General features: G+C 66.8%; 20 protein-coding genes and 1 tRNA gene. 11 read left to right on the top strand and 10 right to left on the bottom strand.

Annotated elements, in window-relative coordinates:
- Position 1: 1 nt before the first annotated feature.
- Entirely contained in the window at positions 2 to 1312 is a 1311-nt protein-coding gene (locus FF090_RS11035; protein WP_138856775.1) for a replication-associated recombination protein A, read from the top strand.
- Here FF090_RS11035 and FF090_RS11030 read toward each other — a convergent pair.
- Together FF090_RS11030 and FF090_RS11025 are read right to left on the bottom strand one after the other, a co-directional pair.
- Positions 1278 to 2024: a 2-keto-4-pentenoate hydratase gene (locus tag FF090_RS11030; RefSeq protein ID WP_138856774.1), complete on the bottom strand. Its 747-nt coding sequence runs from the start codon at positions 2022 to 2024 to the stop codon at positions 1278 to 1280. The genes FF090_RS11035 and FF090_RS11030 overlap by 35 nt on opposite strands.
- Entirely contained in the window at positions 2021 to 2488 is a 468-nt protein-coding gene (locus FF090_RS11025) for an Lrp/AsnC family transcriptional regulator (RefSeq protein WP_246071387.1), read from the bottom strand. Before FF090_RS11025 ends, FF090_RS11030 begins: the two co-directional genes overlap by 4 nt.
- Positions 2489 to 2639: 151 nt before the next feature.
- Between FF090_RS11025 and ald the strand changes: the two genes are divergently transcribed.
- From ald to FF090_RS11000, 5 genes are all read left to right on the top strand, one after another.
- Positions 2640 to 3755: an alanine dehydrogenase gene (gene ald / locus FF090_RS11020; protein ID WP_138856773.1), complete on the top strand. Its 1116-nt coding sequence runs from the start codon at positions 2640 to 2642 to the stop codon at positions 3753 to 3755.
- Between the two features lie 111 nt (positions 3756 to 3866).
- Positions 3867 to 4790 carry a branched-chain amino acid ABC transporter permease gene (locus tag FF090_RS11015; protein WP_138856294.1) on the top strand — a complete coding sequence of 308 codons (924 nt, stop codon included), beginning with the start codon at positions 3867 to 3869 and terminating at the stop codon, positions 4788 to 4790.
- A gap of 12 nt (positions 4791 to 4802) precedes the next feature.
- Positions 4803 to 5882: a branched-chain amino acid ABC transporter permease gene (locus tag FF090_RS11010; protein ID WP_138856772.1), complete on the top strand. Its 1080-nt coding sequence runs from the start codon at positions 4803 to 4805 to the stop codon at positions 5880 to 5882.
- A gap of 10 nt (positions 5883 to 5892) precedes the next feature.
- A complete protein-coding gene (locus FF090_RS11005) occupies positions 5893 to 6663 on the top strand; it encodes an ABC transporter ATP-binding protein (protein WP_138856771.1) in 771 nt (256 codons plus the stop codon).
- 131 nt (positions 6664 to 6794) lie between these two features.
- Positions 6795 to 7511 carry an ABC transporter ATP-binding protein gene (locus FF090_RS11000; protein WP_138856291.1) on the top strand — a complete coding sequence of 239 codons (717 nt, stop codon included), beginning with the start codon at positions 6795 to 6797 and terminating at the stop codon, positions 7509 to 7511.
- 62 nt (positions 7512 to 7573) lie between these two features.
- Here the strand turns inward: FF090_RS11000 and FF090_RS10995 are convergent, their stop codons facing one another.
- The 3 genes from FF090_RS10995 to FF090_RS10985 all read right to left on the bottom strand — a co-directional run bounded on the left by FF090_RS10995 (position 7574) and on the right by FF090_RS10985 (position 10461).
- A complete protein-coding gene (locus tag FF090_RS10995) occupies positions 7574 to 8623 on the bottom strand; it encodes a Glu/Leu/Phe/Val dehydrogenase family protein (RefSeq protein ID WP_138856770.1) in 1050 nt (349 codons plus the stop codon).
- A gap of 80 nt (positions 8624 to 8703) precedes the next feature.
- The gene (locus tag FF090_RS10990; protein WP_138856769.1) at positions 8704 to 9432 is read right to left on the bottom strand and encodes a 2OG-Fe dioxygenase family protein; all 729 of its coding nucleotides are present in this window, start codon (positions 9430 to 9432) and stop codon (positions 8704 to 8706) included.
- Between the two features lie 3 nt (positions 9433 to 9435).
- A complete protein-coding gene (locus tag FF090_RS10985) occupies positions 9436 to 10461 on the bottom strand; it encodes a CDP-6-deoxy-delta-3,4-glucoseen reductase (protein WP_138856768.1) in 1026 nt (341 codons plus the stop codon).
- A 51-nt stretch (positions 10462 to 10512) separates the two neighbouring features.
- Here FF090_RS10985 and FF090_RS10980 point away from each other — a divergent pair, with 51 nt between their 5' ends.
- From FF090_RS10980 to FF090_RS10970, 3 genes are all read left to right on the top strand, one after another.
- A complete protein-coding gene (locus FF090_RS10980) occupies positions 10513 to 11367 on the top strand; it encodes an NAD-dependent epimerase/dehydratase family protein (protein ID WP_138856767.1) in 855 nt (284 codons plus the stop codon).
- 96 nt (positions 11368 to 11463) lie between these two features.
- A complete protein-coding gene (locus tag FF090_RS19755; RefSeq protein WP_175423617.1) occupies positions 11464 to 13407 on the top strand; it encodes a methyl-accepting chemotaxis protein in 1944 nt (647 codons plus the stop codon).
- 9 nt (positions 13408 to 13416) lie between these two features.
- Positions 13417 to 15060 (top strand): methyl-accepting chemotaxis protein, encoded by a 1644-nt coding sequence (locus FF090_RS10970; RefSeq protein ID WP_138856765.1) that lies wholly within the window; start codon positions 13417 to 13419, stop codon positions 15058 to 15060.
- On the opposite strand, the gene FF090_RS10965 is transcribed toward FF090_RS10970, so the two are convergent.
- The 3 genes from FF090_RS10965 to cysM all read right to left on the bottom strand — a co-directional run bounded on the left by FF090_RS10965 (position 15061) and on the right by cysM (position 16795).
- Positions 15061 to 15297: a sulfurtransferase TusA family protein gene (locus tag FF090_RS10965; RefSeq protein WP_138856764.1), complete on the bottom strand. Its 237-nt coding sequence runs from the start codon at positions 15295 to 15297 to the stop codon at positions 15061 to 15063. It abuts the gene before it with no gap.
- The gene (locus FF090_RS10960; protein ID WP_138856763.1) at positions 15294 to 15809 is read right to left on the bottom strand and encodes an NUDIX domain-containing protein; all 516 of its coding nucleotides are present in this window, start codon (positions 15807 to 15809) and stop codon (positions 15294 to 15296) included. Before FF090_RS10960 ends, FF090_RS10965 begins: the two co-directional genes overlap by 4 nt.
- 77 nt (positions 15810 to 15886) lie before the next feature.
- Complete coding sequence (cysM, locus tag FF090_RS10955) at positions 15887 to 16795, bottom strand: cysteine synthase CysM (RefSeq protein WP_138856762.1); 909 nt, start codon at positions 16793 to 16795, stop codon at positions 15887 to 15889.
- A 131-nt stretch (positions 16796 to 16926) separates the two neighbouring features.
- On the opposite strand from cysM, the gene FF090_RS10950 reads away from it, so the two are divergent.
- A tRNA-Leu gene (locus tag FF090_RS10950) sits at positions 16927 to 17011 on the top strand.
- 73 nt (positions 17012 to 17084) lie between these two features.
- Positions 17085 to 17660 carry a rhomboid family intramembrane serine protease gene (locus FF090_RS10945; RefSeq protein WP_138856761.1) on the top strand — a complete coding sequence of 192 codons (576 nt, stop codon included), beginning with the start codon at positions 17085 to 17087 and terminating at the stop codon, positions 17658 to 17660.
- A gap of 45 nt (positions 17661 to 17705) precedes the next feature.
- Here the strand turns inward: FF090_RS10945 and galU are convergent, their stop codons facing one another.
- Complete coding sequence (gene galU, locus FF090_RS10940) at positions 17706 to 18578, bottom strand: UTP--glucose-1-phosphate uridylyltransferase GalU (protein ID WP_138856760.1); 873 nt, start codon at positions 18576 to 18578, stop codon at positions 17706 to 17708.
- 5 nt (positions 18579 to 18583) lie between these two features.
- Positions 18584 to 21409, bottom strand: a complete 2826-nt coding sequence (locus FF090_RS10935; RefSeq protein WP_138856759.1) for a valine--tRNA ligase — start codon at positions 21407 to 21409, stop codon at positions 18584 to 18586.
- Positions 21410 to 21462 lie beyond the last annotated feature (53 nt).

The raw sequence follows: 21462 nt of genomic DNA, 5'->3' as shown, positions 1-21462 counted from the left end.
AATGTCGGCTGATCTGACGGCTGATCTGTTCGCGACGGCCCCGCGCGTACCGCTGCCCGAACGACTGCGGCCACAAAGCCTGGAAGAGGTGGTGGGCCAGCAGCATTTGTTGGGCCCGGGCAAGGTGCTGCGGGTGGCCGCCGAGCGCCAGCAGCTGCATTCCATGATCCTGTGGGGGCCACCGGGTGTGGGCAAGACCACCCTGGCGCGCTTGCTGGCGCGTTCCAGCGGCCTGCCTTTCATCTCGATCAGTGCCGTGCTGGGTGGGGTGAAAGACATCCGCGATGCGGTCGAGCAGGCGCGGTTGAGCGGCCAGGCCCTGGTGTTTGTCGATGAGGTGCATCGCTTCAACAAGGCGCAGCAGGATGCCTTCCTGCCCCATGTTGAGTCGGGCCTCTTTGTCTTCATCGGCGCCACCACCGAGAACCCCTCCTTCGAAGTCAATGCGGCCTTGCTCTCGCGGGCGCGGGTGCATGTGTTGCAGGCCCTGACCGAGGACGAGCAGCTGAGCCTCGTGGCGCGCGGCGCGCAGGCGATGGGGGCCACCATCGATGGCCCTTCTGCCCAGACCTTACTGGCTTGGGCCGACGGCGACGCCCGGCGTTTGCTCAATGGTGTGGAAGCCGTCGCCCTGGCAGCGGACTCCATCACGCCGGAGCGCGTGCGCGAAGTGCTGGGCGAGCGCCAGCGCCGCTTTGACAAGGGCGGCGACAACTTCTACGACCAGCTCTCGGCCTTTCACAAGTCGGTGCGCGGCTCCGACCCCGATGCCGCCATCTATTGGCTGGTGCGCATGCTGGATGGGGGCGCCGACGGCAAGACCCTGAGCCGGCGCATGCTGGCCATCGCTGCCGAGGACATCGGCCTGGCCGATCCGCGTGCCCTGCAGCTCGCCGTGGCCGCCAGTGAGACCTTTGAGCGCCTCGGCTCCCCCGAGGGCGAGCTGGCCCTGGCCGAGGCCGCGCTCTATCTGGCTGTGGCGCCCAAGAGCAATGCGGCCTATCTGGCGCTCAAGGCCGCACGCGCTCAGGTGGCGGCCGATGGCGCGTTGCCCGTGCCTTGGCATCTGCGCAATGCGCCCACGCGATTGATGAAGGAGCTGGGTGCCGGCGCCGAGTATCGCTACGCGCACGACGAGCCCGAGGCCTTTGCAGCCGGGCAGACCTATCTGCCTGAGGCCTTGGTTGGCCGCCAGTTTTATTCACCCAGTCCGCGCGGGCTGGAGGGCCGTATCGCTGAAAAGCTGGAGCGTCTGCGCGCCGCCAATCAGGAGTCGGCTATAGGTAGATCGTCAGAAGCGGCAGACCGCTGATTTGCGCGTCCAGGCGCTGACCCGCACGCACCGGCAGGGCGGGGGCCAGGGCGCCGGTGGTGATCCACTCGCCGGCTTGCAATCCAGTCTGCCCCTGCTCCTGAAGCAGTTTGTGCAGTCGCTCCAGTGCGCGCAGCGGGCTGCCAAGCACCAGGGCACTGCCACCCTCGCTCACCGCGGCGTCGACTTGCAGGCGTGCTTCCAGGGTGTCCCAATTCACCGCATCGGGGGGCAGTGGCGGTCCCAGGCTGAGCCCCTGATGCACTCCACCGGCCGCAATCGAGGCCGGCACCGGAAAGCTCCACGCGGTGTAAGGGCGGTCCACCCACTCCAGCCCCAGCGCGATCTGGTCCACGCAGGCCCGCAGTGCCTTCAGGTCCGCATCGGGCGGCGGTGTGGTTCCTAGGTGCAGCACCAGTTCCAGCTCTACCTTGGGCTCACGGGTTGGGGTGAGCTCGGGCTGCCACAGCGGCCCCATGCGTTCGGCGTAGAGCCAGCCCCAACTCGGCGCCTGTAGGCCCAGCGCCGGCCACAGCTCCTGCCGCGTATGGCCGATCTTGCGGCCCGCTGGCTGCCAGCCTGCTGCCAGGCGGCGCTGATGCAAAGCCTGCGCACAGGCATAGGCGGCAGGTAAGTCCAGGTCCGGCACGGGGCAGGGCGGGCCGCCGCCGTCCATCGCGGCGTGCAGGGCGTCGATTTCTTGGGGGGTCATAGTGGGTAGCCCCGCAGCGGAATCACCGCGCGCATCGCAAAGGCCGTGCGCACCCGCGCCACATGCGGAAAGGCCGAAATCTTGTGCCGGTGTACCGCTTCATAGCCCGCCATGTCGGGCACCGCGACGCGCAGCAGGTAATCGAAGTCGCCGCTCATCAGATGGCACTCCAGCACATCGGGGCAGGCCGCCACGGCGCGCTCGAAGGCGTCCAGTGCGGCATTGGTCTGGTTGGAGAGCGTCACCTCGATGAACACCGTCAGTTCGCGCCCGATGGCCGCGCCACTGAGCTCGGCCCGGTAGCCGCGGATCACCCCGCTGTGCTCCAGGCGCTGCAAGCGCCGCAGGCAGGCCGAAGGGGAGAGCGCCACGGCTTCCGCCAGCTCGGCATTGCTCAGGCGCCCGTCGGCCTGCAGGCGCACCAGCATGGCACGGTCTGTTCGGTCAATTTTTGTCGTGTCCAAGCGCACTCTCTTCGGTGAATCGGCTGCGGATATCTTAAAGATTCGCAGAATCTTGCAGAAACCGGGTAGTTACCCAGGCCTCTTTCGAACGCCCATTCGAAGCGCTTAGGGCCAACATTCCGCCTTTCTCTACCCCTAGCGGAGCAGCACCATGCGCATCGGCGTCCCCACCGAAATCAAGAACCATGAGTACCGTGTCGGCCTGACGCCGCCCAGCGTGCGTGAGCTGACGGCCGCCGGCCACACCGTGCTGCTGCAGTCCGGTGCCGGCAAGGGCATTGGTTGCTCCGATGCCGAATACCAGGCTGCCGGCGCGCAGATCCTGCCCGACGCCAAGGCGGTGTTTGACCAGGCCGAGATGATCGTCAAGGTCAAGGAGCCCCAGCCCACCGAGACCGCGATGCTCAAGAAGGGCCAACTGCTCTTCACCTATCTGCACCTGGCACCGGACCCCGAGCAGGCAGAAGGCCTGATCAAGAGCGGCTGTACGGCCATTGCCTACGAAACCATCACCGACGCGCGCGGTGCCCTGCCGCTGCTGGCGCCGATGAGTGAAGTGGCCGGTCGCATGGCCATTCAGGTGGGTGCCGTGGCGCTGCAAAAGGCCAATGGTGGCCGTGGCGTGTTGCTCGGTGGCGTGCCCGGCGTGGCGCCGGCCAAGGTGGTGGTCATCGGCGGCGGCGTGGTGGGCACGCATGCCGCGCGCATGGCCATGGGCCTGGGCGCCGAGGTGGTGGTGCTGGACCGCTCGCTGCCGCGCCTGCGCCAGCTCGACGAGGTCTTCGGCGGCCGTCTGGTCACCCAGTACGCCAACATCGACAACACCGAGGCCGCCGTGCTTTCGGCCGATCTGGTGGTGGGTGCGGTGCTGGTGCCCGGCGCCTCGGCCCCCAAGCTGATCCGTCGCGAGCAACTCAGCCGCATGAAGCCCGGCGCCGTGATCGTGGACGTCGCCATCGACCAGGGCGGCTGCTTCGAGACCTCGCACGCCACCACGCATGCCGAACCCACCTACGAGGTCGACGGCATCGTTCACTACTGCGTCGCCAATATGCCCGGCGCCGTGCCGCGCACCTCGGCCTTTGCGCTGAACAACGCGACGCTGCCCTTCACCTTGGCACTGGCCAATAAGGGTTGGAAGGCGGCCTGCGCGGCCGATGCCCATCTGGCCAACGGCCTGACGGTGCACGAAGGCCAGATCACCTTCGAGGCCGTGGCGCGCGACCTGGGCAAGCCTTACGTCGATCCCAAGACCTTCTGGTCTTGATTCCAGTGTGAAACACCCGCTGGGGTCCAGCGGGTTATCCCAGGCCCGATCCCGGGCCGAGGGGCTCTCATAATCCGCCGCGCTCTATGAAGCGTGCACGAGGAGAGCCCCTTGGAAGTCTTTGTTCAACAACTCATCAATGGCCTGGTGCTGGGGGCGATGTACGCCCTGGTGGCGCTGGGCTACACGATGGTGTACGGCATCATCAACCTGATCAATTTCGCGCACGGCGAGATCTTGATGATCGGGGCCCTGGTCAGCTGGACCGTGATCGGTGCGCTCGCCGGCTCGGGCCTGCCGGGCTGGGCCTTGATGCTCGTGGCGCTCTTGTGCGCCATCGTCGTGTGTTCGGTGGTCAATTTCTCCATCGAGAAGATCGCCTACCGGCCGCTGCGCAACGCGCCGCGCCTGGCCCCCTTGATCACCGCCATGGGCATGAGCCTGCTGCTGCAGACCCTGGCCATGGTGATCTGGAAGCCCAATCCCAAGCCTTTCCCGCTGCTCCTGCCCACCGAGCCCTTTGACCTCGGCGGGCCGGTGATCTCGGTCACCCAGGTGCTGATCCTGGGCACGACGGCGGTGCTCTTGGCCGCGCTGATGTGGCTGGTCAATAAGACCAAGCTGGGCCGCGCCATGCGCGCCACCGCCGAGAACCCCAAGGTGGCGGCGCTGATGGGCGTCAAGCCCGACTTCGTGATCTCGGCCACCTTCGTGATCGGGGCCACGCTCGCGGCCGTGGCCGGCCTGATGTGGGCGGCCAATTACGGCGTGGCCCAGCACAGCATGGGTTTCATGCCGGGCCTCAAAGCCTTCACGGCCGCAGTGCTGGGGGGCATTGGCAACCTGGCCGGCGCGGTGGTGGGCGGGCTCTTGCTGGGGCTCATTGAGGCCATCGGCGCGGGCTATCTGGGCGACCTGACCGGCGGCGTGCTGGGCAGCCACTACGCCGACATCTTTGCCTTTGTGGCGCTGATCCTGGTGCTGACCTTGCGGCCTTCCGGCCTCTTGGGCGAGCGCGTTGCTGATCGAGCCTGAAGGAGCTTGCACATGAACAAGAAACTCATCACCTTCCTGGGCTGCGCCGTGCTGCTCTTGGGCCTGCCGCTCTTTGCGCAGCAGTTCGGCAACGGGCCGGTGCGCATTCTGGACACCGCCTTGCTCTACGTGCTGCTGGCCTTGGGGCTGAACATCGTGGTGGGCTATGCCGGTCTGCTGGACCTGGGCTATGTGGCCTTCTATGCGGTGGGCGCCTACATGTTTGCGCTCCTGGCCAGTCCGCACTTGCTGGAGAACTTCCCAGCCATCGCGGCAGCCTTCCCCAATGGCCTGCACATGCCGCTGTGGGTCGTGATCCCGCTGGGCGCGGGGCTGGCGGCGATGTTTGGTGTGCTCCTGGGCGCACCGACCTTGAAGCTGCGCGGCGACTACCTGGCCATCGTGACCCTGGGCTTTGGAGAAATCATCCGCGTGTTCATGAACAACCTGGAGCACCCGGTCAACCTCACCAACGGCCCGCGCGGCATCGGCCAGATCGACTCGATCTCGGTGTTCGGCGCCTCGCTGTCGCAAAAGACCGAGCTCTTTGGCATCGAGCTGCCCGGCGTGACCCTGCACTACTACCTCTTCCTCGTGCTGGTGGTGGTCTCGGTGCTGATCTGCTGGCGGCTGGAGAACTCGCGCATCGGCCGCGCCTGGATGGCCATCCGCGAGGACGAGATCGCCGCCAAGGCCATGGGCATCAACACCCGCAACTTGAAGCTCTTGGCCTTCGGCATGGGTGCCACCTTTGGCGGTGTGGCCGGGGCCATGTTTGCCGGCTTCCAGGGCTTTGTGAGTCCGGAGTCCTTCAGCCTGCAGGAGTCGGTGCTCATCGTGGCCATGGTGGTGCTGGGCGGCATGGGGCACTTGCCCGGCGTCATCCTGGGCGCGCTGCTGCTGGCGGCCCTGCCCGAGGTGCTGCGCTATGTGGCCGGTGACATCCAAAGCCTGACCGATGGGCGCATCGACGCCGCCATCCTGCGCCAGATGCTCGTGGCCCTGGCCATGATCGTCATCATGCTGATGCGCCCGCGCGGCCTGTGGCCCGCCCCCGAGCACGGCAAGCCCGCGCCGAAGCCCCAAGCCTGAGGATCAGCCCATGAGTCAAAACATCGTTCTCAAAGTCCAGGGCGCCAGCAAACGCTTCGGCGGCGTGCAGGCCCTCTCGGAGGTGGGCATCACCATCGAGCGCGGCCAGGTCTACGGCCTGATCGGCCCCAACGGCGCGGGCAAGACCACCTTCTTCAACGTCATCACGGGCCTGTATGTGCCCGATGGCGGCCACTTCGAGCTCGGCGGCAGCGCCTACAAGCCCGCGGCCGTGCACCTGGTGGCCAAGGCCGGCATTGCACGCACCTTCCAAAACATCCGCCTCTTCCCCGAAATGACCGCCGCCGAGAACGTCATGGTGGGGCGGCACGTGCGCACGCACTCGGGCCTCTTGGGCGCCATCCTGCGCACCCCCGCCTTCAAGGCCGAAGAGCAGGCCATCGAGGCGCGCGCCCGCGAGTTGCTGGACTACGTGGGCATCGGCAAGTACGCCGACTTCCGCGCCCGCACCCTCTCTTACGGCGACCAACGCCGGCTGGAGATTGCGCGGGCCCTGGCCACCGACCCGCAGCTGATCGCGCTGGACGAACCCGCTGCCGGCATGAACGCCACCGAGAAGGTGGTGCTGCGCGAGCTCATCGACCGCATCCGCAAGGACGGCCGCACGATTCTCTTGATCGAGCACGACGTCAAGCTCGTGATGGGCCTATGCGACCGCGTCACCGTGCTGGACTACGGCAAACAGATCGCCGAAGGCACCCCGGCCGAGGTGCAAAGCAACGCAAAAGTCATCGAGGCCTACCTCGGCGCAGGACATTGACCCACCCCCGAAGCGGCTGCGCCGCCTCCCCCTCAAGGGGGCGCCGCCAGTGGCCCGGCCAAGCCGGTTCCACGGCGGCCGCTTGATAGGTCGAGCACCTCCGCGGCCGGAGCCGAAATGAAAGGATCGAAATGAAAGACATCTTGCTGCAAGTCGAGAACCTCAAGGTCGCCTACGGCGGCATCCAGGCCGTCAAGGGCGTGGGCTTTGAGGTGCGCGAGGGCGAACTGGTCAGCCTGATTGGCGCCAACGGCGCGGGCAAGAGCACCACGCTCAAGGCCGTCACCGGGCTGCAACCGGTGGCCGATGGCGACATCAAATACCTGGGCCGCAGCATCCGTGGCCAAGGCGCCTGGGACCTGGCCAAACAAGGCCTGGTGATGGTGCCCGAAGGGCGCGGCACCTTCACCCGCATGACCATCGTCGAGAACCTGCAGATGGGCGCCTACACGAGGAGCGACAAGGCGGGCATCGAGTCCGACATGGAGCGCGTGTTCACCTTCTTCCCGCGTCTCAAAGAGCGCCGGGATCAGCTGGCCGGCACCATGAGCGGGGGCGAGCAGCAGATGCTGGCCATGGGTCGCGCGCTGATGGCGCGGCCCAAGCTCTTGCTGCTGGACGAGCCCAGCATGGGCCTGTCGCCCATCATGGTGGACAAGATCTTCGAGGTCGTGAACGAGATCCACGGCCAAGGAGTGACGGTGCTGCTGGTGGAGCAAAACGCCAGCCGCGCGCTGCAGATCGCCAGCCGCGGCTATGTGATGGAGAGCGGCCTCGTCACCATGACCGGCCCCGGCAAGGAGCTGCTGGCCGACCCCAAGGTGCGCGCGGCTTACCTTGGCGAGTAAGCCTCAAGCCGAGCATGAAAACGGGGCCTGCGGGCCCCGTTTTCATTTGTCGTTCCGCGAGCTCAGGCCGGCTTCACGAGCAGGCTCTGCGCCCAGGCATCGGCCTCGGCGGCCGGGGTGCGGCCGCTGGTCTTGATGCGGGCCAGCAGCTCATCCACGCGTTCTGCAATGCGGCTGACCTCGGCCATCACCGCGCCTTCTTCGCCTTCATTGCGGTACTCCCGCGCCACCGAAATGATGCCGCCCGCATTGACCAGGTAGTCGGGCAGGTAGGTGATGCCCTGCTTGGCCAGCGCGTCACCGTCGGCGGGCAGGGCCAGTTGGTTGTTGGCGGCGCCACAGATCAGCTTGGTTTGCAGTGCGGGGATGCTGGTGGCGTTGAGCGAGGCCCCCAGCGCGCAGGGCGCCAAGACGTCGCAGGGCACGGCCAGGATCTGCTCCACGCCCACCACGGTGGCGCCGAACTGGGCTTGGGCCTTGGCGGTCTTGGCGGGGTCGATGTCGGCCACGATGAGCTGGGCGCCGGCCTTGTGCAGGAACTCGGCCAGATGCCAGCCCACGGCGCCCAGGCCCTGGATGGCGACCTTCAGGCCTTGCAGATCACTGCGGCCCAGCACCATCTTGGCGCCGGCCTGGATGGAGACGAACACGCCCCAGGCGGTCTTGGGGCTGGGGTCGCCGCCGAAGGCGCCTTCGCGCGGAATGCCCGAGACGTATTGCGTCAGGGCCTGCACGCCGCGCATGTCGGCGGTGGTGGTGCCCACGTCCTCGGCGGTGATGTAGGCGCCTTGCAGGCTGTCCACGGCGCGCGCAAAGGCGGCAAAGAGGGCGGCGCGGTCAAAGTCGCCCTTGGGCTTGACGATCACGGCCTTGCCGCCGCCAAAGGGCAGGCCGGCCAGGGCGTTCTTCATGCTCATGCCCTGCGAGAGGCGCAGCGCGTCGTGGTGCGCGGCCAGATCGTTTTCGTAGGCCCACAGGCGGCAGCCGCCGAAGGCAGGGCCACGGGCGGTGCTGTGCACCGCAATCATGGTGCGCAAGCCGCTGGCGGCGTCGGCGGCGATCAGCACGCGCTCGTGCGGGGCTTGGTGGGGCAGGCCGAAAAAGGAAGGCATGGGGTAGGGCTTTCTCAGGGGGGGATGACAGGGCCGGTCGCACTTGTGGCGCGGCGGCCGGGAGGGTGCTCAGGCGAGCTTCAGGGATCTTGGAAGCCGCCCGAACGAAGGGTGATGACGAGGGTATCGCGAACGCCACGCTCCGCCCCTTCCGGTTGGATGGGGGTGGCTTCGTGGATCACACGCGGATCATCCAGCAGCAAGAGGCTGCCGGGTTCGGTGAGGGTGAAGCGCTGGCCGGCCGGCCCGGCGGCCTCGAAGACGCGGGTTTCGCCGCCCTTGAGGTGCTGGCGTTGCATCAGGAGCACGGCCACCAGGTCCACGCCGTCGCGGTGCGCGCCTTCGGGCGTGGGGCGGCCGATGCCGCCCTCGGTGTCGATGCGAAAGCAGTGGGCCTCGGTGAACCAGGGCTGGGCGCCTCGCAAAGCATCGGCACTGCGGGCCAGTCGGCGCAGAAGGGCTTGCCACACCGGCCGCGGGGGCAGCGCCGGGTCCAGGGGCTCGAACCAGCGCTCGATGCCCCCGTGCAAGGCGTTGTAGTCCAGCGGCTGCCAGTGCGCGCGGTGCGGCACCTCGTCCACGCGATCACCGGTCACCACAAAGCTGCCGTGGCGGCGTGAGCGGTAACGCCCGCCGTCGCGCAGATAGGCATCGGGGGGCAGGTCATTCCAGAAGGGCTGCAAGGCCAGCAGCTCGGCCAGCGGTGCACCCAGCCACTGCTCGCAGCCTTGGGGCGAGAGCACGGCATAGCCTTGGCCGCAGAGCGCGGTGTCGGCCTGGTCGCCGTCGACAAACGGGGGCTTGAACATCGATCAGCCGTGCTTATCAGCCTCAGAGGTGAAGGAATCGGCGTAGAAGGCCTCATCGGGCAAGCCGGCTGCCGCGTAGTCGCGCTTGGCCGACTCGACGACGATGGGCGCGCCGCAGGCGTAGACCTCATGGCCGCTCAAGTCCGCCTGGTCCTGCAACACGGCCTGGTGCACAAAGCCGGTGCGGCCGCTCCAGCCGTCCTCGGGCAGGGCGTCTGAGCACACGGGCACGTAGCGCAGCCAGGGCAGGCGGTTGGCGGCGGCCACCACCCAGTCGTGCAGATACAGATCGGCTGGGCGGCGCCCGCCCCAATACAGGCTGACCGCGCGCGTGTTGCCCTCGGCTTCGAGCTGCTCCAGCAAGGCCTTGATGGGTGCAAAGCCGGTGCCACTGGCCAGGAAGACCATGGGCTTGTTGCTCTCGCGGCGCAGGAAGAAGCTGCCAAACGGTCCTTCGGCGCGCAGGATGTCGCGCTCCTTCAGGGCGCTGAAGGCATGGTCGGTGAACTTGCCGCCTGGCATGTGGCGAATGTGCAGCTGGGCCTGGTTCTCCAGGCTGCCGGGGGCATTGGCCATGGAGTAGGCGCGGCGGCTGCCATCGCGCAGGATGAACTCGAGGTACTGGCCGGCGTGGTACTGAAAGCTCTGGTTGGCCGGCAGTTGCAGGGTGAGCAGCAGCACATCGGCGGCGGGCTTGGCCACGCTGGCCACGCGCACCGGCATCTTCAGCACCGGGTGCAGGCCCTCGGCCGGCACATTGCGCGCCTCCAGCGTGCAGTCGGTCTGCGGCGTGGCGCAGCAGGTCAGGATGAAGCCGGCAGCTTCCTCCTCGGCGCTCAGGGCCTTGCTCTGGTGCACCCCGTGGATGACGCGGCCTTCGATGAGCTTGCATTTGCAGCTGCCACAGGCGCCGTCCTTGCAGCCATAGGGCAGGGGAATGCCTTGCTCGATGGCGGCGGCCAGGATGGTGGCGTCGCGCGGCACTTCCAGGGTGCGGCCGGCGGGCTGAACGGTGACGGTCAGGGACATGGGGAGCAGGGGCTGAAACTAGACTGGCGCGCATTGTCATAGGAAGACGGTATGCGGCTCTTGGTGGTGGGGTGTGGTGATGTGGGGCAGCGCTTTTTGGGCCTGCTGCCCTTGGGCGTTGCGGTGACGGTGCTGGCGCGCGACCCCGACAAACTGGCCGCCTGGCGCGGCAGCGGCGTGCGCCTGCTGCGCGGCGATCTGGACCAACCAGCCAGCCTGGCACGCCTGGCCGGCGCCTTTGATGCGGTGCTGCACCTGGCGCCGCCGCCGGGAGCCGGGGGCCAGGACAGCCGCACCCGTCACCTGCTGGCTGCGTTGGGGCGCGGCCACGCGCCACGTCGATTCGTCTATGTCTCGACCACCGGGGTCTATGGCGACTGCCAGGGCGCGCGCATTGACGAGACCGCGCCGCGCCGCGCCGCCACCGAGCGCGCCCGCCGCCGGGTGGATGCCGAAGACCGGTTGCGCGACTGGGCCCGCAGCCACGCCGTGGCCTTGGCCATCCTGCGCGCACCCGGCATCTATGCCGCCGACCGCGAGGGCCATCCGCGCGAACGCCTGCTGGCCGGGCGGCCGCTGCTGCGGCCCGAGGACGATGTGTTCACCAACCACATCCATGCCGATGACCTGGCCCGGGCCTGCTGGCGTGCGCTCTTCCTGGCCGGCCCGCTGCGCGCCTACAACGTGGTGGACGACAGCGAGCGCCGCATGGGCGAGCACTTCGACCTGGCGGCCGACCGCCTGGGCCTGCCGCGCGCGCTGCGCGTCTCCCGGGCCGATGCGCAGCAGCTGCTCACCCCCATGCAGCTGAGCTTTCTGGGCGAGTCGCGCCGCATCGGCAATGCGCGCATGAAGCGCGAGCTGCGGCTGCGGCTGCAATACCCACTTCCAGAGCAGGGTTGGTAGGGCTGGAAAACCCCAGGGAATTGGCGGCGGCGGCGGGGACTTTTTTTTGATTGAATGGGCCCGGGGAGCCCATCCAACAAACAGCCGAGACCCACGATGCTGAAAACCTTCCTGCGCCCCTCCGTCGCCCTGATGCGGGCCCTGCCGCTGGCGCAAAAGTTCGCCATCGTCTGCCTGGCGGCCCTGGTGCCCTTGTTCTACCTGCTCTACACGGTGGTGAGCGACCGGCACGGGGTGTACGAGTTCACCGAGCGCGAGGTCAAGGGCATTGCGGCCATCAAGGCCTTTGACGGTGCCTACGTGCCGGTGATGGGCTGGCGCGGTGCCTTTGCTGGCTCGGTGGCCGGGCAGGATGGCGCAGCGGCCCGGCGCGACGGCTATGTGGCCGAGGCCGAGAAAGAACTTGTCGGCTTTGAAACCTATTTGAAGGACAGCGGCGACCCGCTGGCCCTGGCGCCCGAGTTCACCAAACTGCGCCAGAAGTGGGCCGCTGTGCGCGCGGGCACGCCCAAGAACGCACTGGAGGCTTTTGAGCAGGCCGATGCGATGGTGGCAGCGGTGCGCGGCTTCATCGAGTACATCGCCAACAACTCCAATCTGGCGCTGGACCCCGATGTGGACACCTATGCGCTGATGCTGGCCTACACCAGCGAGGTGCCGCGCCTGATGGATGCGCTCGCACGGGTGCGCAGCGTGGGCCGCTTCCTGGCCGACGGCAAGATTGCCGATGACCCCGAGATGTTCATGGCGCTGCACAACGCTGATGCCCTGTTGGATGAGTATCTGGAGCGCGCCGGCGCCGTCTACGCCCAGGCCAAGCAGGCCAACCCCGAGGCCCTGAGCGCGCTGCGCCCCGAGATCCTGGAGCATGTGGAGGCCAAGGTGGTGTCGCGCATCGACAGTGAGTTCGCTTGGGGGGCCGCGCCCAAGGCCGACGGCAGCGAGTGGGGCAAGACGGTGAATGCCGTGTTGCACGAGATCGAAGAGCTACACGACCAAGGCGGCGATCTGCTGCAAGCCTTGCTGCATGTGCGCGAGGCCAAACTTCAAAGCCAGATCTGGACGGCCCTGGGCCTGGCCTTCGCCTTCATGGCCGTCGCTGCCTATTTGCTGGCGGGCTTCTACACCGCTGCGCAGAGCAGCTTTTCGGCCCTGGGCCGGCGCATTGCCAAATTGGGGCAGGGCGACTTTGGCAGCAGCGCAGCGCTGGAGGGGCGCGACGAATTGGCGCGCTCGGGCAACCAGCTGGCCGATGCCATGGGCAGTCTGACCCTGCTGGTGCTGCAGGTGCGCTCCACCTCCGAAGAGATCAGCAGCTCGGTGGCCGAGATTGCCGCCGCCAATCAAGACCTCTCAGAGCGCGGCTTGCGCTTGGCCGCCGTGGTGGAAGAAACCAGCGCCAGCACCACGTCGCTGGAGCAGGCGGTCGGCGACAACATGGCCAGCGCCCAAGAGGCCAACGAGTTGGTGCAGAGCACCGCCCAGGTGGCAGGCCGGGGCGGCGCGGTGGTGGAGCAGGCCGTCAAGGCCATGAACGACATCACCGCCAGCAGCCGCAAGATCGGCGACATCATCCAGGTGATCGACTCCATCGCCTTCCAGACCAATATCCTGGCGCTGAACGCGGCGGTTGAGGCCGCCCGGGCCGGCGAGCAGGGCCGAGGCTTTGCCGTGGTGGCCAGCGAGGTGCGGGCCTTGGCGCAGCGCAGTGCGGCGGCGGCGCGCGAAATCAAGGGTCTCATTCAGGACTCGATTGACAACGTCACCAGCGGCGGCGCGCATGTCAACGAGGCGGGCAACACCATGACCGAGATGGTCACGGCCATCGGGCGCATCACCGAGCTGATGGCGGACATCAATCTGCACAGCAGCGAGCAGGCGCAGCAGATCCGAGAACTGGGCGCTGCCATCCGCGAAGTGGATCGCACGGTGCAGGAGAACGCCGCCATGGTGGAGCAGACCGCGGCCACGGCCGCCGGCCTGAACGACCGCGCCGCTTCGCTGGCCCGCGCGGCTTCGCAGTTCCGCACCGACATCTAGGAGGGCTTCATGCGCAACAACCAGCCTGTCTCCGGGCGCGAGTTCCCCTTTCCGGTCGGCAAGACCCTGGTCAGCGTGACCGACCTCAAGGGCCGCATCACCTTTTGCAACAAGGCGTTCATCGAGGTCAGCGGCTTCACGGCCGAGGAACTTTTGGGTCAGCCGCACAACCTGGTGCGCCACCCCGACATGCCCGAGGAGGCCTTCCGCGACCTCTGGGACACCATCCAGAAGGGCTTGCCCTGGCGTGGGCCGGTGAAGAACCGACGCAAGAACGGCGACCACTACTGGGTGATGGCCAACGCCACGCCGATGAAGGACGGGGACCGGATTACCGGCTATTTGTCCGTGCGGGTGCCCTGCCCGCGCACGGTGGTGGAGCAGGCCGAGCGGGCCTATGCCCAGATGCGCGCCGAGGCGGCTGCGGGTCAGCGCAAGCTGGCGCTGGAGCAAGGGCAATTCCGGCGCGTGGACCGATTGGGGGCGCTGGTCCAGCGCATGCTCCCAGGCGAGCAGGCCTGGCTTTTTGGCCTGGCGCTGATGCCGGTGGCGGGCGCGCTGGCGGCCGGCTGGTGGCTGCCCAAGACGGCGGGGCTGCTGGTGGGCCTGGGATTGGCCGGGCTGGGGATGTGGAGCCTGAAATCGGTGCTGCAGGCACCGCTGCGTCGGCTTCTGGAGGATGCTCAGGCCTTGGGCTCGGGCGATTTGACCCAGGATGTGGCCGTGGATGCCACAGGCTTGAATGGCGAGTTGCAGCAGGCCTTGAACCAATTGGCGGTGAATCTGCGTACCGTGGTGCTGGATGCACGCACCGACATCGATGGCCTGCAGACGCAGCTGCGCGAGATCGCCAGCGGCGGTGTGGACCTGGCCAACCGGACCGAGAACCAAGCGTCCAATTTGCAGACCACGGCTTCCAGCATGGAGCAGATCACCGGCACGGTGAGCAATACGGCGGCCTCGGCCCAGCGGGGCAGTGAGCTGGCCGGCGAGACCACCCGCGTGGCGCAGGACAGCCAGCAACGCGTGCAGCAGGTGGCCAGCAGCATGGCCGCGATTCAAGACGCCACACGGCGCATCGGCGAGATGGTGCAGGTGGTGGAGGGGGTGGCCTTCCAGACCAATATCCTGGCCCTCAATGCCTCGGTGGAGGCGGCGCGGGCGGGTGAATCCGGCAAGGGCTTTGCGGTGGTGGCCGACGAGGTGCGGTCGCTGGCGGGCCGGGCGGCCGAGGCCGCGCGCGAGATTCGCCGTCTGATTGCCGAAGCCGGCGAGTGCGTAGCCGCGGGCGACAGCCACACGGGCGAGGCCAGCAACCGCGTGGATGCGGCCCTGCAGGCGGTGGCCAGCGTGCACCAGGCCTTGGAAGAAATCCGCGTGGCGGCGCTGGAGCAGCAGCAGGGCATCGGCCAGATCAATGAGGCCATGGCCAGCCTGGATGGCGTGACACGGCAGAACACCGCCTTGGTCGAGGAGCTCTCGGCCTCGACGCTGGATATGCAGCGTCAGATTGCGCTGGTCAGCACCTCAACCCGACTGTTCCGGCTGCAGCGCGGGGAGAAGACGGTTTCCGAGCTGGATGCCGTGGAGCTGCGCAAGCTGCACCGCACGCACAACAAGGCCCTGGCCGAAGAGGCGATGGCCGTCGACTGATTACTTCTTGCGCAACCAGTGCGTGAACTCACCGGACTCCTGGCGTTGAGCCAGGAGCTCGTGGCCGGTTTGGCGCGCAAAGGCCTGGAAGTCGCGGGTCGAGCCGGGGTCGGTGGCGTGGATGCACAGCACCTGGCCGCTGGAAAGCTCCGCCAGGGCCTTCTTGGCCTTGAGGATGGGCAGGGGGCAGTTCAGGCCGCGCACATCCAGATCGAGATCGAAGTCAGGGTTGCTCATTCAAAAAACTGGGGTTCGATGCCGCGTTGCCGCAGGTAAGTGGCGAGGGCCTGGCCGGTGCCTTGAGGCCAGCAGCGCACCTTCGCGGGCTCCAGCAGCTTGTATTCGGCCAACTCGGGGCTGAGGCGCACCTCGCCCGCCGCGGCGACGTGATAGGCCACGATGAGTTGGTTTTTCTTTTGAAAGTCCCACACGCCCAAGAGGCGTGGCGGCGCTGTGGGGCGCAGGCCGGTCTCCTCCAGCACCTCGCGCAGGATGCCGTCCTCAGGAGACTCGCCGGCTTCCATGAAGCCGGTGATCAAGCCAAAGAAGCGCCCCTCCCAGGCCGCATTGCGCGCCAGCAGCAGACGACCGCCTTGATCCACACACTCCACCACGGCGGCCAGCACGGGGGTGGGGTTGTTCCAGTGCGTGAAGCCGCAGGCCGGGCAGCGGCGACGGGTCTTGGGGCCGCCGTCTTCATGCAACTCGATGTCGGCCAGTTCCGTGGCGCAGTCGGGGCAGTGCTTCATGCTGCCCGCCGGGCCGCCCCAAGGGCAGCAGCGCCCCCCAGGGGGGGGGGCGACCAAAGGGAGACTGGGGGCATTGTTCATGCTGGAAAGACGCCCGTCGAGAGGTAGCGATCGCCGCGATCGCAGACGACGAAGACGATGGTGGCGTTTGACACCACGCGCGCGATGCTCAGTGCCACGCAGCAGGCACCGGCCGCCGAGATGCCGGCGAACAGGCCTTCTTCGCGCGCCAGACGTCGCGCCATGGCCTCGGCTTCGGACTGGCTGACGAGCACCAACTCGTCGATGCCGCTGGGGTCGTAGATCTTGGGCAGATAGGCTTCGGGCCATTTGCGGATGCCGGGAATGCGCGAACCCTCCTGCGGCTGAGCGCCCACGATGCGCACCTCGGGCTTCACCGACTTCAGATAGCGCGACACACCGGTGATGGTGCCCGTGGTGCCCATGGCCGAAACGAAGTGGGTGATGTGCCCGGCGGTGTCCTGCCAGATCTCGGGGCCGGTGGTTTCGAAGTGCACGCGCGGGTTGTCGGCGTTGGCGAATTGATCGAGCACGCGGCCCTTGCCTTCGCGTGCCATCTGCTCGGCCAGATCGCGGGCGTACTCCATGCCACCGCTGCGCGGGGTCAGGATCAGCTCGGCGCCGAAGGCCTTCATGGTCTGCGCGCGTTCGATGCTGAGGTCCTCCGGCATGATCAAGACCATGCGGTAGCCGCGGATCGCGGCAGCCATGGCCAAGGCGATGCCCGTGTTGCCACTGGTGGCCTCGATGAGTGTGTCGCCGGGCTTGATTTCGCCGCGCTCCTCGGCGCGTTTGATCATGCTGATGGCGGGCCGGTCTTTCACCGAGCCGGCCGGGTTATTGCCTTCCAGCTTGGCCAGAATCACATTGCCGCGCGCGGCCAGCTCGGGCGAGAGCAGGCGCTGCAAACGCACCAGCGGGGTGCGGCCAATCACGTCTTCGAGGGTCGGATAACTTGGGCTCATGCGCTCAATTGTGCAGGTTTGCTCAGAAGCCCTGAAATGCTGTGGCAGAATAGCGGGCTTCCGACAAGGCGATGCCTTGCAAACACCGCGAATGTTGAAGGATTGTTGAAGAAGCGCGCGGTGTGCAACCTGCCCAGGTGGCGAAATCGGTAGACGCAAGGGACTCAAAATCCCTCGCCGCAAGGCGTGTCGGTTCGAGTCCGACCCTGGGCACCAAGAATTCCTCTGACGATCTGGCCCCTACACTGCGGGCCGCCCCGGGAGTCGGGGTTTGCAGAGTCGAGTTTTCATGCCCTCAATGCCCCCGATCACCAAGGCCCTGATGCTGGCCTGTGTGGGTCTGTTCTGCGCCAGCGTGCTGTGGCCGCTGTTGACCTATTGGTTTGCGCTCTACCCGCTGGCCTCTGGGGCCTTCATGCCTTGGCAGTTGCTGAGCTACGCCTTCTTCCACGGCGATGTGATGCATCTGTTCTTCAACATGCTGGGCCTGTGGATGTTTGGTGGCGAACTGGAGCGCCTGTTCGGGCAAAAGCGCTATCTCCATCTGCTGTTGGCCAGCGTGCTGAGCGCGGCCGCCGTGCAGCTGCTGTTCACAGCCGCCATTGGCAGCTCCGCACCCACGGTCGGGGCATCGGGCGCGCTCTTTGGCCTGCTGCTGGCCTTTGGCATGATTTTTCCCGAGCGGGTCATCATGCCCTTGTTCCCGCCCATCCCGATGAAGGCCAAGGTCTTCGTGGCGGTATTCGGTGGCCTGGAGCTGCTGATGGGCTTGACCGGCGGCATGGGCGTGGCGCACTTTGCGCACTTGGGCGGCATGCTGGGCGCCTTCGGCCTGATGCAGTACTGGCGCAGCGGCCGGCGCTGAAGTGGAGTTGAAAAACAAAGGGGCTCCGAGGAGCCCCTTTGTTCTTTACAGCGCCAGTGTTTTGAGGAAGTCCCGGAAGCCCGGGCCGATCTGCGGGTGGGCCAGGGCCAACTCGACATTGGCTTCCAAGAAGCCTTCCTTGCTGCCGCAGTCGTAGCGACGGCCCTCGTAGCGGTAGGCGAAGACCTTTTCGCGCCGCAGCAATCCGGCGATGCCGTCGGTGAGCTGAATCTCGCCGCCCACACCGCGCGGTTGGTTGGCGATTTCTCGGAGCACACCGGGCGTCAGGATGTAGCGGCCCGCCACGCCCAGGCGCGAGGGGGCCACTTCAGGCGCGGGCTTTTCAACGATGCGGTTGATGTCCAGCAGGCGTTCGTTGACCTCGGTGCCGGCCACGATGCCATAGCGGCGCGTGTGCTCGGCGGGCACTTCCTGCACCGCGATGATGCTGGCCTGCCACTCGTCGAACTGCTCGGCCATCTGCTTCAGGATGGGTTGTTCTCCCACCATCAGGTCGTCAGCCAGCAAGACCGCAAAGGGGTCGTTGCCGATCAGGCGCTGGGCGCACAGCACGGCGTGGCCCAGGCCCAGGGCTTGAGCCTGGCGCACATAAATGCACTCCATGTCATCGGGCTTGACCGAGCGCACCACGTCGAGCAGCTCGCGCTTGTTGGCCTGTTCCAGCGCCACCTCGAGCTCGAAGGTCATGTCGAAGTGGTCTTCGATGGGCCGCTTGTGGCGTCCGGTGACGAAGATCATTTCGCGCACGCCCGCGGCATAAGCCTCCTCGACCGCGTACTGAATCAGCGGCTTGTCGACCACCGGCAGCATTTCCTTGGGCTGGGCCTTGGTGGCGGGCAGGAAGCGGGTGCCCAGACCTGCGACGGGGAAGACGGCTTTGGTGACGGTTTGGGCCATGCTGTTTATCCGAGGCGCGTGGCCTGTTCGCGTTGCTGGGTCAACTGGGCTTCGAAGTCGGCCAGGCGTTGGCGCTCTTGCGCCACCACGGCTTCGGGCGCGCGGGCCACAAAGCTCTCGTTGCCGAGTTTGGCATTGGCCTTGACGATCTCGCCCTCAAGCCGGCCGATCTCCTTGGCCAGGCGGGCGCGCTCGGCCTCGATGTCGATCTGCACTTCGAGTGCCAACCGCGCGCCGCCCAGGACCAGCACCGGGGCCAGGCGTGTGGCTTGGGAAAAAGCCGCGTCATCCAGCACGCGCAGTTCGCTGAGCTTGGCCAGGGCCTTGATCAGCGGCGCAGCCTCGGCCAGGAAGGTGGTGTCCCCACTCACAAGCAGTGGCACGCGTTCGGCGGGGCTGAGCTTCATCTCGCTGCGCAGGCTGCGGCACACACCCACGGCCTCTTGCAGGCGCGCGACCCAGGCTTCGGAGGTTTCGTCCAGCTTTTCTAGATTTGCCTCTGGGTAGGCGGCGGTGACGATGCGGCGGCCGTCGTCGACCTTCTTGCGGTCGGCCACCACGGCCACGGTCTGCCACAGCTCTTCGGTGATGAAGGGGGTGATGGGGTGCAGCAGGCGCAGCACGGTTTCCAGCACGCGGATCAGGGTGCGGCGGGTGCCGCGGGCGGCGGGCTCATTGCCCACGTTCTTGGCTTCTTGCAGCTGCACCTTGGCGATCTCAAGGTACCAGTCGCAGTACTCGTCCCACACAAAGCTGTAGAGCGTGTTGGCCACCAGGTCCAGGCGGTAGTCGGCAAAGGCCTTGGCCACCTCGGTCTCGACGCGCTGCAGACGGCTGACGATCCAGCGATCCGCCGGGCTGAAGTGATTGAAACCCTTGGGGCAGATGCCGCCCGGATGCTCGACAAAGCCGCAGTCCTGGCCTTCGGTGTTCATCAACACGAAGCGGGTGGCGTTCCAGAGCTTGTTGCAGAAGTTGCGGTAGCCCTCGCAGCGCTTGGAGTCGAAATTGATCGAGCGGCCCAGGGTGGCCAGCGAGGCAAAGGTGAAGCGCAGGGCGTCGGCGCCGTAGCCGGGAATGCCGTCCGGGAACTCCTGCTCGGTGGCCTTGCGCACCTTCGGTGCCGTCTCAGGCTTGCGCAGGCCCTGGGTGCGCTTGTCCAGCAGCGGAGCCAGCTCAATGCCGTCAATCAGATCGACCGGATCCAGCACATTGCCCTCACTCTTGCTCATCTTCTTGCCCTGGGCATCGAGCACCAGGCCGTGGATGTAGACATGGCGGAAGGGCACCTTGCCGGTGAAGTGCTTGGTCATCATGATCATCCGGGCGACCCAGAAGAAGATGATGTCGTAGCCCGTCACCAGCACCGAGCTGGGCAGGAACAGGTCCTGTTCCTTGTCGTTCAGGGTGGAGAAGGGCACCAGGGCCGAGGAGTACCAGGTGTCCAGCACGTCCTCGTCGCGCTTGAGCGTCTTTCCGGGCGCTTGTGCCTGAGCCTCGGCCTCGCTGCGCGCCACGTAGACCTTGCCGTCCTCGTCGTACCAGGCCGGGATCTGATGGCCCCACCAGAGCTGGCGGCTGATGCACCAATCCTGCAGATTGCCCATCCAGTGGTTGTAGGTGTTGGTCCAGTTTTCGGGCACGAACTTCACCTCGCCCGAGGCCACGGCTTCGATGGCGCCGTCGGCGATTGATTTCCCCGAGGCGCCGGGCTTGGTGACGGCCACGAACCACTGGTCCGTCAGCATGGGCTCGATGACCTGACCGGTGCGGGCGCAGCGCGGCACCATCAGCTTGTGCTTCTTGACCTCCACCAGCAGGCCTTGCGCGTCCAGTGCGGCGACGATCTGCTTGCGCGCCACGAAGCGGTCCAGGCCGATGTACTCGGCCGGGATGTCTGCCGCTTCGGCGTTGCTCACCTTGGCGTGCAGGTCAAAGATGGTGAGCATGGGCAGGCCGTGACGCAGACCGACCTGGTAGTCATTGGTGTCGTGCGCCGGGGTGACCTTGACCACGCCCGTGCCGAACTCCTTGTCCACATAGGCGTCGGCAATCACCGGAATCAGGCGGCCGGTGATGGGCAGCTTGACCTGCTTGCCGATCAGGTGGGCGTAGCGCTCGTCCTCGGGGTGGACCATGACGGCGGTGTCACCCAGCATGGTCTCAGGTCGGGTGGTGGCCACCACCAGGCTTTCACTACCCGCACCTTCCACCTCAGCCAGCGGGTAGCGGATGTGCCAGAGCGAGCCGTCTTCCTCCTCGCTCTCGACCTCGAGGTCTGAGACCGCGGATTGCAGGATCGGGTCCCAGCTGCACAGGCGCTTGCCGCGGTAGATCAGGCCTTCTTCGTAGAGCTTCACAAAGGTGTCGGTGACGGTGGTCGAGAGCTTCTCGTCCATCGTGAAGTACTCGTGGGCCCAGCTCACCGAGTCGCCCATGCGGCGCATCTGTCGCGTGATGGTCGAGCCCGACTCCTCTTTCCACTCCCAGACCTTGGCGACGAAGTTCTTGCGGCCCAGGTCGTGGCGGCTTTGCCCCTGGAGCTGACGCTCCACCACGATCTGGGTGGCAATGCCGGCGTGGTCGGTACCGGGCACCCAAAGGGTGTTGTGGCCCTTCATGCGGTGCATGCGGGTCAACGAGTCCATGATGGTCTGGTTGAACGCATGGCCCATGTGCAGGGTGCCGGTCACATTGGGGGGCGGCAGCTGGATGCAGAAGCTGGGCTTGGCCGCATCCATCGTCGGCGCATACAGGCCCTCGGCCTCCCAGGTCGGACCCCAGTGGGCTTCGAGGGCGGCGGGTTCAAAGGACTTGGCAAGTTCGGTCATGGCTCAGAGCTTTTTTGGGGCGCAGCGCACGCGCGCGCGAAGGGGCGGATTCT

Origin of the sequence: Inhella inkyongensis (assembly GCF_005952805.1) — a bacterium.
Classification (GTDB): Bacteria; Pseudomonadota; Gammaproteobacteria; order Burkholderiales; family Burkholderiaceae_C; genus Inhella; species Inhella inkyongensis.
The sequence above is the reverse complement of the archived record's forward strand: the minus strand, read 5'-3'. Positions and strand labels throughout refer to the sequence as shown.

What these genes read in the sequence shown, in the direction of transcription:
- FF090_RS11035 (WP_138856775.1), top strand. Translation starts at nt 2, where the DNA reads ATGTCGGCTGATCTGACGGCTGATCTGTTCGCGACGGCCCCGCGCGTA.
- FF090_RS11030 (WP_138856774.1), bottom strand. Translation starts at nt 2,024, where the DNA reads ATGACCCCCCAAGAAATCGACGCCCTGCACGCCGCGATGGACGGCGGC.
- ald (WP_138856773.1), top strand. Translation starts at nt 2,640, where the DNA reads ATGCGCATCGGCGTCCCCACCGAAATCAAGAACCATGAGTACCGTGTC.
- FF090_RS11010 (WP_138856772.1), top strand. Translation starts at nt 4,803, where the DNA reads ATGAACAAGAAACTCATCACCTTCCTGGGCTGCGCCGTGCTGCTCTTG.
- FF090_RS11005 (WP_138856771.1), top strand. Translation starts at nt 5,893, where the DNA reads ATGAGTCAAAACATCGTTCTCAAAGTCCAGGGCGCCAGCAAACGCTTC.
- FF090_RS11000 (WP_138856291.1), top strand. Translation starts at nt 6,795, where the DNA reads ATGAAAGACATCTTGCTGCAAGTCGAGAACCTCAAGGTCGCCTACGGC.
- FF090_RS10995 (WP_138856770.1), bottom strand. Translation starts at nt 8,623, where the DNA reads ATGCCTTCCTTTTTCGGCCTGCCCCACCAAGCCCCGCACGAGCGCGTG.
- FF090_RS10990 (WP_138856769.1), bottom strand. Translation starts at nt 9,432, where the DNA reads ATGTTCAAGCCCCCGTTTGTCGACGGCGACCAGGCCGACACCGCGCTC.
- FF090_RS10985 (WP_138856768.1), bottom strand. Translation starts at nt 10,461, where the DNA reads ATGTCCCTGACCGTCACCGTTCAGCCCGCCGGCCGCACCCTGGAAGTG.
- FF090_RS10980 (WP_138856767.1), top strand. Translation starts at nt 10,513, where the DNA reads ATGCGGCTCTTGGTGGTGGGGTGTGGTGATGTGGGGCAGCGCTTTTTG.
- FF090_RS19755 (WP_175423617.1), top strand. Translation starts at nt 11,464, where the DNA reads ATGCTGAAAACCTTCCTGCGCCCCTCCGTCGCCCTGATGCGGGCCCTG.
- FF090_RS10970 (WP_138856765.1), top strand. Translation starts at nt 13,417, where the DNA reads ATGCGCAACAACCAGCCTGTCTCCGGGCGCGAGTTCCCCTTTCCGGTC.
- FF090_RS10965 (WP_138856764.1), bottom strand. Translation starts at nt 15,297, where the DNA reads ATGAGCAACCCTGACTTCGATCTCGATCTGGATGTGCGCGGCCTGAAC.
- FF090_RS10960 (WP_138856763.1), bottom strand. Translation starts at nt 15,809, where the DNA reads ATGAAGCACTGCCCCGACTGCGCCACGGAACTGGCCGACATCGAGTTG.
- cysM (WP_138856762.1), bottom strand. Translation starts at nt 16,795, where the DNA reads ATGAGCCCAAGTTATCCGACCCTCGAAGACGTGATTGGCCGCACCCCG.
- FF090_RS10945 (WP_138856761.1), top strand. Translation starts at nt 17,085, where the DNA reads ATGCCCTCAATGCCCCCGATCACCAAGGCCCTGATGCTGGCCTGTGTG.
- galU (WP_138856760.1), bottom strand. Translation starts at nt 18,578, where the DNA reads ATGGCCCAAACCGTCACCAAAGCCGTCTTCCCCGTCGCAGGTCTGGGC.
- FF090_RS10935 (WP_138856759.1), bottom strand. Translation starts at nt 21,409, where the DNA reads ATGACCGAACTTGCCAAGTCCTTTGAACCCGCCGCCCTCGAAGCCCAC.